The organism is uncultured Gimesia sp. (assembly GCF_937919775.1).
Taxonomy (GTDB): domain Bacteria; phylum Planctomycetota; class Planctomycetia; order Planctomycetales; family Planctomycetaceae; genus Gimesia.
On sequence record NZ_CALFPF010000800.1, the window covers coordinates 1 to 9,946 of the forward strand.

12 protein-coding genes are annotated in these 9,946 nt (G+C 51.0%); 5 read left to right on the top strand and 7 right to left on the bottom strand.

Going from position 1 to position 9,946, the window contains the following annotated elements; genetic code table 11:
- Positions 1–200 (top strand): hypothetical protein (locus Q0294_RS22785; RefSeq protein ID WP_299470063.1); only part of this gene is annotated, 200 nt, incomplete at its 5' end.
- Positions 201–211: 11 nt separating this feature from the next.
- Here Q0294_RS22785 and Q0294_RS22790 read toward each other — a convergent pair.
- From Q0294_RS22790 to Q0294_RS22815, 6 genes are all read right to left on the bottom strand, one after another.
- On the bottom strand, positions 212–367 hold the full coding sequence (locus Q0294_RS22790) for a DUF3309 family protein (protein ID WP_299470065.1): 156 nt from the start codon (positions 365–367) through the stop codon (positions 212–214).
- Positions 368–643: 276 nt separating this feature from the next.
- Entirely contained in the window at positions 644–2,590 is a 1,947-nt protein-coding gene (locus Q0294_RS22795; protein WP_299470067.1) for a hypothetical protein, read from the bottom strand.
- Between the two features lie 84 nt (positions 2,591–2,674).
- Entirely contained in the window at positions 2,675–3,739 is a 1,065-nt protein-coding gene (locus tag Q0294_RS22800; RefSeq protein WP_299470069.1) for an SgcJ/EcaC family oxidoreductase, read from the bottom strand.
- Between the two features lie 61 nt (positions 3,740–3,800).
- Positions 3,801–4,145: a hypothetical protein gene (locus Q0294_RS22805; RefSeq protein ID WP_299470071.1), complete on the bottom strand. Its 345-nt coding sequence runs from the start codon at positions 4,143–4,145 to the stop codon at positions 3,801–3,803.
- A gap of 179 nt (positions 4,146–4,324) precedes the next feature.
- A complete protein-coding gene (locus Q0294_RS22810; protein ID WP_299470073.1) occupies positions 4,325–4,612 on the bottom strand; it encodes a GlsB/YeaQ/YmgE family stress response membrane protein in 288 nt (95 codons plus the stop codon).
- Positions 4,613–4,929: 317 nt separating this feature from the next.
- Positions 4,930–5,331 carry a Na-translocating system protein MpsC family protein gene (locus Q0294_RS22815; RefSeq protein ID WP_299470075.1) on the bottom strand — a complete coding sequence of 134 codons (402 nt, stop codon included), beginning with the start codon at positions 5,329–5,331 and terminating at the stop codon, positions 4,930–4,932.
- Between the two features lie 826 nt (positions 5,332–6,157).
- Here Q0294_RS22815 and Q0294_RS22820 point away from each other — a divergent pair.
- The 3 genes from Q0294_RS22820 to Q0294_RS22830 all read left to right on the top strand — a co-directional run bounded on the left by Q0294_RS22820 (position 6,158) and on the right by Q0294_RS22830 (position 7,270).
- Positions 6,158–6,538, top strand: a complete 381-nt coding sequence (locus Q0294_RS22820) for a DUF2294 domain-containing protein (RefSeq protein WP_299470077.1) — start codon at positions 6,158–6,160, stop codon at positions 6,536–6,538.
- A gap of 99 nt (positions 6,539–6,637) precedes the next feature.
- Positions 6,638–6,826, top strand: coding sequence for a YqaE/Pmp3 family membrane protein (locus tag Q0294_RS22825; RefSeq protein WP_299470079.1), 189 nt, complete (start codon positions 6,638–6,640; stop codon positions 6,824–6,826).
- 78 nt (positions 6,827–6,904) lie between these two features.
- Positions 6,905–7,270 carry an SPFH domain-containing protein gene (locus Q0294_RS22830; RefSeq protein ID WP_299470085.1) on the top strand — a complete coding sequence of 122 codons (366 nt, stop codon included), beginning with the start codon at positions 6,905–6,907 and terminating at the stop codon, positions 7,268–7,270.
- Positions 7,271–7,339: 69 nt separating this feature from the next.
- Here Q0294_RS22830 and Q0294_RS22835 read toward each other — a convergent pair whose 3' ends face one another.
- Positions 7,340–7,846, bottom strand: a complete 507-nt coding sequence (locus tag Q0294_RS22835) for a hypothetical protein (protein WP_299470081.1) — start codon at positions 7,844–7,846, stop codon at positions 7,340–7,342.
- Positions 7,847–8,115: 269 nt separating this feature from the next.
- Between Q0294_RS22835 and Q0294_RS22840 the strand changes: the two genes are divergently transcribed.
- On the top strand, positions 8,116–9,687 hold the full coding sequence (locus Q0294_RS22840; protein ID WP_299470083.1) for a hypothetical protein: 1,572 nt from the start codon (positions 8,116–8,118) through the stop codon (positions 9,685–9,687).
- Positions 9,688–9,946: the final 259 nt, after the last annotated feature.

A 9,946-nucleotide genomic window follows, 5' to 3' on the forward strand; every position in this document is an offset into this window, starting at 1 on the left:
CAGATCTCAAGAGAATGGTGGGGTATTTACAGAACACTCTTCCAGAAATACTTCCGGAACTCTCCGAGGGTAACCGCTCAAATATATTGAATACTTTACATTCACTCCTGGATGATCCGAAGATGCAAGATCTGAAACCAGAACTCGGAGCTCTCGTTACCGCCGTCGAGAATTCCACCCAGCCCGATAAGTCACCCTGACGGTTTTTATCTCAAAGGCGTCCTAACAGCACCAGAATGATGAGGATGATTAAGATCAGCCCGAGTCCGCCGCTGGGACCATAACCCCAATTGCGGCTGTGTCCCCATGTGGGCATCACGCCTAGTAACATCAGGATTAAAATAATGATTAAGATCGTTCCCAGCATTGTTGCGCTCCTATAAAAGAAAATTCAAAAGCAAGTTGTTTCTAAATCAAACCCGAAATAAAGGCAAAGATCAAGCAAAATTTCAGCGATTACATTGAAATACAGAGGTGTAGAAAACAATCCTTTTTACGGCAGAGAACCGGATGCCTGTCAATGACAGACACCCGGACACGTTCGTCAACCATCAGTGGGCAGCTCAGAAACTGTGGTATGACTACACATACTCAGTTTTCTGATATCCGCATTTTTTTAACTCAATCGATCGTTCCACTCCGCTTATTGTTTAAATTCGAGGCCCGGGTCATCACTGGGGGCGCCGAGCACCTTAAAGTTAAAGTTTTTTCCACTGCCGGGAGTCACTTCACCAATCAGCGAACCGATTTTTTCGCCTTCCAGAGCGAGCACGTTTTTCTCAACGGTGTAGGTTCCGTCGAATTTTTGTGCCGGCTGGTTTTTGGGAGTAAAGCTCCAGCTGAATTTATCCTGATTTGTCAGGGTCAAATCAAACTGCGCACCATCAGGACGAATCGCCTGCCAGGTTCCCACCAGCATCGCCGGGTTGATCGGCTTTACCGAAGCCTGGTTCGCTGAGGGAGAGGGTTGGGGAGCCGGTGTTGTTTGCGAGCCGGGTTGCGACGGCGCCAGCATTTTCAACATGTCGATCGCAACGCGATCGTTGGGTTTCAACTGTACCACTTTCTGCAACTGATCCGCGGCTGCCTCGGTGTGTCCGCAACAGAGATATTGATAAGCCAGTAGAAATCTGGTTGCAGCATCTTGCGGAGCGGCCTCCAGGGCGCGAAGTTGCGCGGTATAAGTATCGACGTCTAAGTAAAAGCTGCTCAACGTCGTCCAGTCCCAGCCTGGTCCCACGGCGAGTACCGAATGAATCGTTGCGGCTGCCTGCTGGTAATCACCTCTGGCGAACAGTACCAAAGCTCGAAATTCGTGAAAGACGGCATCATCCGGATATTGAGCGATCCCTTTATTAATGATGTCGAGCGCTGCATTGTAATCTTGCTGTTGAAACGCAGCGACCGCATTGTTCATCACCTCATCCGTCGAATCCACATCGTTATCGACAAGAACTGATGAAACGGGAATCGGCTGCGAGTAATTATAGATCGTTGTGCCGCTGTTGACATAATACGGATTTGAGTATCCCAGGTAACCACTGCTGTAGAGTAAGGAACCGAGTCCCCAGGCACCCAGGCCCCAACCAAGCGGTCGGTATCCATAATAATTGCCGTAGCCATAACCGGATCCGTAACCATAACCGGAGCCGTAACCGTAGTAGCCGGTGCCGAAACCTCGATTGTTGTTCCAGTAACCATGATAACCCGAGTGACGGTAATAGGCAGGTCGGTAATTGTTCTGACCGAGGCTGAAGTTTCTGGTTCCATAGTTGAACGAATTACCTGAATACTGGCGAGTGGAGAGTTGCGAACTGCGATAGCCCGGATGTGACCATGCGCCACGCTGGGCATTGCTGATTAATCCCGAACCCCCGCTCTGTATTCTGTTGATACCACTCTGCGAGAAATTCAAATTCTGCTGAGTACCGCTTCGCAGGTTACTTCCGGAACGAGTGATGTTATTGCCGGAACGAGTATTAATCGAAGGGCCAGCATTGCCTCTTGGCTGGCGGCTAACGTCGGGACGTTGGCTGATATTCGGACGGCTGAACGATGGCGAGCGACTGATCGTCGGCTGTTGTCTTCCACTACTGCCAGACTGATGCGCTGGGGCATGTGCAGGGGCATGAATTCCCCCTTGTCGATTCCCGGTAGAACGATTTCCAGATCCGGGTGATTGTGACTTGCCGGCAGAACGATTTCCAGATCCGGGTGATTGCGACTTGCCGGCAGAACGATTTCCGGAGCCGGGTGATTGCGACTTGCCGGCAGAACGATTTCCGGAGCCGGGTGATTGCGACTTGTCGGCAGAACGATTTCCGGAGCCGGGTGATTGCGACTTGTCAGCAGAACGATTTCCGGAGCCGGGTGATTGCGACTTGCCACCAGAACGATTTTCAGAGTCGGACGATTTTTCCCGCTTGCCGCCTTGCGCCAGTAGATTGCTTTGATCCTGATTCGAGGTTAGCTGCGAATCAAAGGGAGCGCGTTCCTCCGCGCTGGCTGGTTTGAATGTGACCATCAGGGCCAGGCTGAGAGTAAGTCCTATACCGCTCAAGAGAGCGGATTTCCAGGAGATCCATTTCATAACAGTATTTCCTCATAAGATAGTTGCGAGCGGGGCACACTCTGGTGTTGCCCGCATGTGTTTGATTTTGATCAAAAAAATTGATTATTTTTCGGTTGCGATTTGCTCAGTCGGTGTCGGAGCCTGACGCACGATTGTGTAGACTTTGCTGTCGGGTTGTCGTACTCCTGCAATTTCATGATCCACAGTCTGCCAGGTCATTGTGTGAGCATTGATGATTGTGTAAATGCTGGTGCTGGAAGCAGACTGACCGTCAGGCATGACCCCGGTACACTTCAAAATCCACTGATCGCCATTTTGATGCCAGAGACCTTCGCCATACGAACCTTCTGAATCAAAGATCCAGGTACGAAGCTTGCCCGTCTGGGGATCCCAGCCGATGCGCTGCGTGCCATTCATCACTTCTTTCCCTCCGATCAGAATAGTAAAATCTCGAATCAAAAAGTTGCCGTTATCGACAACCTGACACGTGAAGTTGATGATCGAGTCGTCTCCTTCATCCACCCAGTTACCCTGTAGCCAGTCGAGCTGTTTCAGTTGTGATCGATGCTCTTTTCGATCTCGGGGGGCATGGTCGCGTATGCTGGCTGCAAGCCATTTTTCGTCATTTTTCACATACACTGTGGTGTAGCGACTGCTGATCGCATCGGGACTCTCCGGATAGGAAATTGTTGAATGCCCGTCTTCGACTGCAATGCCGGGGTTGATGAATCGAATGGTATCAATCGTCTGTTCCAGTTTGCAGCCGGGGTTCTCGGCGAAAAATGCCGTCATTGATTTTTCAATCGCTGCCCGACCTTGAAATACGTTGCCTCTCTCGTCCACGTATTCGGCTTCGTCAGTAAAGAGAGCGGCAATGGATTTCGCATCGCCTTGATCATAGGCTTTGACGAACAACGCGTCCGCATGACGAATCGCCTGTTCGTCGGCGGATTGCTTTTCAGCGACTGGTTGAATGTCTTTTGTGTCTACCCCGGTTTCTGCCGCTGGTTGCGTCTCGGGATTCAGAGTTAATGTTTTGGCATCGTTTGATACCGGCTCGTCATTCAAGACTGTGATACATTCAGGAGCGACTTTGTCCTTGCCTTTGACGTAATCTGTCACGCCGATTAACGTTGCGGCGATTGTTAAAAATAAAATGGTGCGCATCGGAGCTGCCTTTCAGGGACCGCCCGCAGGCGGTCCGTTTTAAGATGGATGTTGAATCAAATCAGTCATTCGACTTAGGTGTTTCCGGTTCCTGAACGGGAACTGGGGCAGGGGCGGGCGCAGGGGCCGGTGCCTGTTGCATGACCGTGTCGGAAGTTTCCTGGTTTTGTGCTACGTTGCAGCAGGCGGTTGCGGGAGCGCAGCTTGCCTGCTGAGCACAGCAGTTACCTCGGTTGTGGCGACTGTGGTAATGCTGACCGAAACGGTAACCTGAGTTGCAACTGTTCTGGCAACAGCCATCGTTTCTGTTTTGATTCCGAAAGAGTCTGGCGTCTGCATCTGAGGCAACCAGGAGCAATGTAAATGCAACAGCCAGAATTCCGAGAGTAAAATGGTTTCGAGACATTATATTATTTCCTTTTGTTTTACTGATCTTTGATGGAGGATTCCGATATTTGTGAAAAACGATTCCGATCATAACGGGATCCTGAAACACTTCTTGTTTAAAACGCTTCTTCTTGTGGGGCAGAAAACTACGGCAAGTCGAAGTCCCCAACGACGCTTCGCATTGCTTCGAGTGAATGGTCACTGCCACCATTTCCTGGGAAAGACAAAAGGGTAGATCCACACCACCAGCATCCCTCCCATAATTGAGACGATCCAGCCGTACCAGTTGTGTCTGGCCAGGGAAAATGGATCGACCGACACGCCTCTGAATTGGGAATAGAGGAATCCCCCTAACAGAGCGCCCCCAATACCCAGTAAGATCGTCATCGGTATGCTCATGCTCTGCCGTCCTGGGACCAGGAACCGCGAGATCAAACCGACAATCAAACCACAGAGAATCCAACTGATAATACTTCCAAAATTCATCAGATCTCCTTTCCTGTCAAGAGGCTATTGTTAAACCGGCTGTTGAGCAGGCATCGGAATTCCTGACGCATCTCATTCCGACACATTGGCTTTGCCTGTTGCCAGGCTTCAAGCAGCCGCGTATCTGTTTTGTCTTTTCATTACTTTTTAACCTCAATGAGCCAGATGTCTTTGGCGAAGTCTCATCACTTTTCAGGATGTCTTGTCGCTTTGAGTTCAGGCTCATCAATTCACCAATTTTTCAATGAACGTCGATTGGATACGTTCTCGTGAGACAACAAACATAGCTCGAAGTCCTTTCACCGCGTGGTTATCAATCAAATGGCAGTTAAATCCTTCGCGTCTTGATCCGATGTCAGCAGAAAAACCTGAACCATGGTGCCCGATGTAAAAGCATGTACGATAGCTCCTGTTGCCGGTTCGACTTCCGCGATGGCTTCCTTCACGTTCCGCCCTGTGATTCGTTTAATCTCCTGCCTGAGTGGTTCAGAAGAAGTGGCAAATAATTGACGATGAAATTCCTGTACCTGAGCTGCGCCCGCTGGAGTTTTGACTAACGTCTGTTCTGCAGGTGTCAATGCACCGTGGACCGTGATCACAAGTGTGTCCTCGCCCATCACGACACTCACGGCCGTCGGTGCATGTCCGGTACTCTGTGTCTGATAATCGCGGACGATTTTTGCGATCTCTTGTGCCACTTTTGTATCTTGAACACTCATCTGAGTGGATTCCTCTCATAGCCAATCGTGTTTGTATCACAAGCAAAAAACCGATGTGGCGGAACGCATAAAGCTGTCCTGCCACATCGGTTTACTCTTTAACTTGCCACCCGATCCTGTCGGGGTGCCATTTACTTAGTCGCCCGATGACAAATGTTTTGTCAGTTCTGGTTGTTTTCTACTATTTGACCTGGCTTGTTTCTGATGACTCTGACGTGCTGTCATCACAAAAATCGGAAAAAACATCCTGCAAAACGAGTCACCATGTGCCAAAAAAAAGCCGACATGATAGAACACGCGAGTGTGCTCTGTCATGTCGGCTTAATATAAAACTCACTTCCCAAGTAACTTGAGCCGTGATTGATCTACTCATCCGAAGTTGTGAGGAGTTAATTTTTCAGATAACTTTCCACAGCTACATATACCCTACCTTCTTTCTCCAAAATGTCAAGTCAGCCGCAATGGAATTATCACTGATCGGCCTCATATTAAGACCAGATTCGAGAGAACTGCGCCCCGGGAACCTGACCGCGAGAAATACCTGTATGGTTTCATCACAAACGAAATGGGGCTTTCATTTGCCATTCTGAACGCATAAATTTCGACCATGTCTCGTGGGACATGGTGGAATCCCCCATGTGATAAATAGAACGAAGCCCGATAGTATTTGTTGGTGGACGCGGGTAACATTGGGTGGGAGCTATGCCGTCCTGTTAAACTATACGACTATTTAACACGGTGATTCAGTAATATTACTCATACGCGCAATCGTAACTGGTGTACCTGATCTTTTCGTCAGATCTCGGGTGCACTAAAGGAAGCTTTCATGAAGTCTCTGAGGGAAATCGAAGCTGCCATCTGCGAAGGCATTTCACACTTCGAACAGGAATACATGGGACGGGGGCCTAAAAATATTCAAGCCCATTTGATCGAAGATTTGCTGGTGGTTCGTCTGCAGGGAGTGCTGACGGCTGCGGAAAAACATCTTGTCGAAGCGCTCTCGTCAGAAAAGGGACGCGATCTGTTGAAACAAGTCCGGACGCAACTGATAGAAATTGCGCGGCCACAACTGGAAACACTGGTCTTCTCGACGACGGGCGAGAAGGTGATCAGCCTGCATCATGACATCAGCGTGATCACCGGCGAAGAAGTGGTCCTGTTTACATTGGCCCACGCCCCCCAGTTTCGCGAGACAAAGAAAAAGTAGCTCGAAGAATCGCAGGAAATTCCTGGCAGATCCATCAACGTAATATGAATGAGAGACACCCTCTGAATTCTGACAACTTATTATTTAAGGTCCAGTTCCATGTCGAGTACTCCAGCAGCTTCTTCCATTCCCCTGGCAGTACGGATCATCATCGCCATCCTGATGCCCCCCGTCGCGGTTTTTCTCCAGGTGGGCATGACCATGCACTTCTGGCTGAATATTGGATTGACCTTATGCGGATACATACCAGGGCTCGTCCATGGGATATGGGTGGTCATCAAGAAATAATCCAAAACGCCTCTGGACTGTTTCGCAAACAGAGACTCTTTAACCTTCCATGCCGGATGATGCGGCCTTCTGGCTGCGATCCGGGACATGGCAGGTAAATCAGAACTGGACGAGCTCCTCGCTGAACGTGACAAAATCGGAGCGCGGCTGAAGGCGCACATTGACGGATTTGTTTCCAAATGGGGAGTGACCGTGATTTCCGTGGAAATCAAGGACGCGATTGCGCGTGAAGCAGCCGCAGAACGCGAAAAACGAGCACGTGTGATTCTGACGGATGCGGAACAGCTTGCCGCCGATGCCATCGTAGCTGCTGCAACCAAATACGCGGATAATCCCATCGCCTTGCAACTACGATCGATGAACATGCTGTATGAGATCTGCCTGGAGGGGAAGTCATCTCGCAGTTATCAGAAAAGTGCCAGGCCCAAAAGGAACTGGACCTGACACCGGTTACTATCTGTGCTCTCCGTGATAAAACTTCAAGGCCGCTAATGCGGTAACCTGTTGGCGTCTTTACCAGCGGCGGAACGAGCTATAATAGCCGCCGTAAGAGCCGCGACCCGTGCTGGCGTAGCTGGGGATGAACTGATCGAAATAGGGGCCGAGCGGGTTGCCGCCTGGAGGAGGTGTGAAGATGACGCTGCCGTTAGGAAGAGACTGAATCGCAGGCGGATTCTCCGGAACAGGCTCCAGCCCAGGTTCAGCGGGAACCTGTGTTGTGTAGGAACTCATTTGTAAGGTTGGGGTAATTTCACTTAATGGTTTGGATGTTTTCCAGGCGCCGTTCTGATGGATCAGCCACTGACCTGCTTCGGTTTCAAACATCCAGTGACCGTTGTGGAAGTGGTAACGCGCCCGGGTCGCGTCGTCGTAATTCAGATGAGCCGTCCCTGCGCGAACGATGGGATCCAGCTGGATTGCGTCACTCACTCCTGAACCCGGTTCCGCAGCGGACAGGAGCAGGGGGCTGATTGCCAGCGCCACTGCGGCAGTTAATACTTTCAGTCCAAGGCCTCTCATTTGCATTCTCCTCATTGGTTGATTGAGTAAACAGTGGTTGATCGAGTAAACAGTCATTCCTGAACAGCGACTTTCATTATAGTCACGGTCGGATAAATCAGCGAAGGAAAAGTGGAGGAAAATAGAAATGTCAGTTTGCTGCATGCGATGTAATCTTTATTGAACCAAACCACATAGGAGATTACACACAACGATTTCATTGCATTCGCACTGCGGAAACCGCTACACTGATTTCAAAACCACGCCCATCGTCACAGCCTGAAACGGTAGTGCGATTCGCTTTAAGCCAGGAGCCCCCCATGATTCGCCTGCTACTGATTGCGATCTTACTTGTTCTGCCTGTCTCGGTTCAAGCGGAAGAATTGACGGAATACGACGTCAGCCTGTTCGCTTTTGACGACCAGAGCATTCCGTGGAAATCGAACCTCAAGCTGACGATGACACCACCGAAGAAGCATCCGGACAATCCGCTGATCCCGATCGGTGAAAAGGGAGCCTGCGATGAAGGGGGCGTTCAGTTCTACGGTTCGATGATAAAACACGAGGGGAAATATAAACTCTGGTACGTCGCTTTGGACGATGCCGTATTCAAGCGGGCGTACGCGGGTCTGCGCGTCGCCTATGCGGAGAGTGACGATGGCATTCACTGGACCAAACCGAATCTCGGGCTGGTCGAATATCGAGGTAACACCAACAACAATCTGGTCGCTGTCGACCCGCCGGAAGCCTGCACCATCCACATGATTGTGCTCCACGAAGCGGACGAGCCCGATCCCACGCGCCGCTTCAAGATGATGATGAATGTGCAGACCCGTCTGGCCGAGCGCAAACAAAACGTTGCGACATCGGTCGCTTTCTTCAGCGCAGATGGACTGCGCTGGCGGGCAGCCACGAAGATGGAGTTCGAGAACGGCCAGATCAAAGATGAATACCGCACGCTGCCGCCGGTGCATTTCGAGCAGGGCGGGCTGTTTCGCTGGAAGGGTATGTACCACCTCACCGGTCAACAGATTACTCCCTGGGTGTATCAGGCTGACGGCAAAGTGACAGGGCGGGTGATGACAACGTACCGCTCGCCGGATCTGATTGACTGGCAGGAAGCGCCCGCGTTCGGTTTCATGCGCGGCACCGCGATCGGCATTCCCGGCAAGCCCTCCGAGGATGAAGAAGCGCATTTGCCTTCGTCGGTGTGGCATCGCAACAATGTGCTGCTCGGCGTCTACGGGATCTGGCGGGGCGCCCCCGAGTGGAAAGATCGTATCATCGATCTGGGTCTCAATATCAGCAACGATGGCATTCACTTCCGCGAACCGATCCGCGACTACGTGCTCATCAAAGCCGGTCAAGCGGGCGAGTGGGACGTAGGCGGACTGCTTCAGGGGCAGGGCTTTGCCCATGTCGGCGACGAGACCTATCTTTACTACGGCGCCTGGGATCTGACAGTGGCCCCGAAGTTCCCGCCACGTGGCGGCGTGGGAGTGGTGACGATGCGACGTGACGGCTTCGGTTATCTGTCGCGAATCGACGAAAGTGCCGCTGCGGTATTTGACACGACGACCATTCACCCACAGCAGAACGGCGTCCGCCTGATTGCCAATATTGACCAGGCCCACGTCGGAACCCCGCCACTCGTTGAGCTGATTGACGAACGGGGCAAACCCATCGCCGGCTATTCCGGCAAAAACGCTGCCAGACTCAATCGGAACGGCACGCGCCAGCCAATCATCTGGCCCGCCACAAACAGTCCCGACATTGCGACCGCCGAACCATTCTCCATTCGCGTCACCCTCGCCAACGACAGCAGCGCACACATCTACGCGCTTTACGTTGATCAGAAATGACTCTTTTTTAATCTACTTGAACATGATTTGAGAGTAGGAAATGGCAAACCTAGAAGATCGATTACCAATGCTCGTAGAGCTGCGTAGTGAGAATCGCGAGATAGTCAGAGCGAATGCTAATGATCCTGCTAAAGACAGGAATGGTTCTTGTACTAGAGGACATCTCAAAACCGTTTTAATAGTGTAAATAAACAACCAAGAATAACAAAGCTTTCGTAGAGGTAATCGTGATATTCCCAGCGTGTGACAATGCGACGAT

Excerpts from the sequence above, each read along its gene's own strand:
- Q0294_RS22815 (WP_299470075.1), bottom strand. The coding sequence starts at position 5,331 with ATGAGTGTTCAAGATACAAAAGTGGCACAAGAGATCGCAAAAATCGTC.
- Q0294_RS22790 (WP_299470065.1), bottom strand. The coding sequence starts at position 367 with ATGCTGGGAACGATCTTAATCATTATTTTAATCCTGATGTTACTAGGC.
- Q0294_RS22820 (WP_299470077.1), top strand. The coding sequence starts at position 6,158 with ATGAAGTCTCTGAGGGAAATCGAAGCTGCCATCTGCGAAGGCATTTCA.
- Q0294_RS22795 (WP_299470067.1), bottom strand. The coding sequence starts at position 2,590 with ATGAAATGGATCTCCTGGAAATCCGCTCTCTTGAGCGGTATAGGACTT.
- Q0294_RS22805 (WP_299470071.1), bottom strand. The coding sequence starts at position 4,145 with ATGTCTCGAAACCATTTTACTCTCGGAATTCTGGCTGTTGCATTTACA.
- Q0294_RS22800 (WP_299470069.1), bottom strand. The coding sequence starts at position 3,739 with ATGCGCACCATTTTATTTTTAACAATCGCCGCAACGTTAATCGGCGTG.
- Q0294_RS22810 (WP_299470073.1), bottom strand. The coding sequence starts at position 4,612 with ATGAATTTTGGAAGTATTATCAGTTGGATTCTCTGTGGTTTGATTGTC.
- Q0294_RS22825 (WP_299470079.1), top strand. The coding sequence starts at position 6,638 with ATGTCGAGTACTCCAGCAGCTTCTTCCATTCCCCTGGCAGTACGGATC.
- Q0294_RS22835 (WP_299470081.1), bottom strand. The coding sequence starts at position 7,846 with ATGAGAGGCCTTGGACTGAAAGTATTAACTGCCGCAGTGGCGCTGGCA.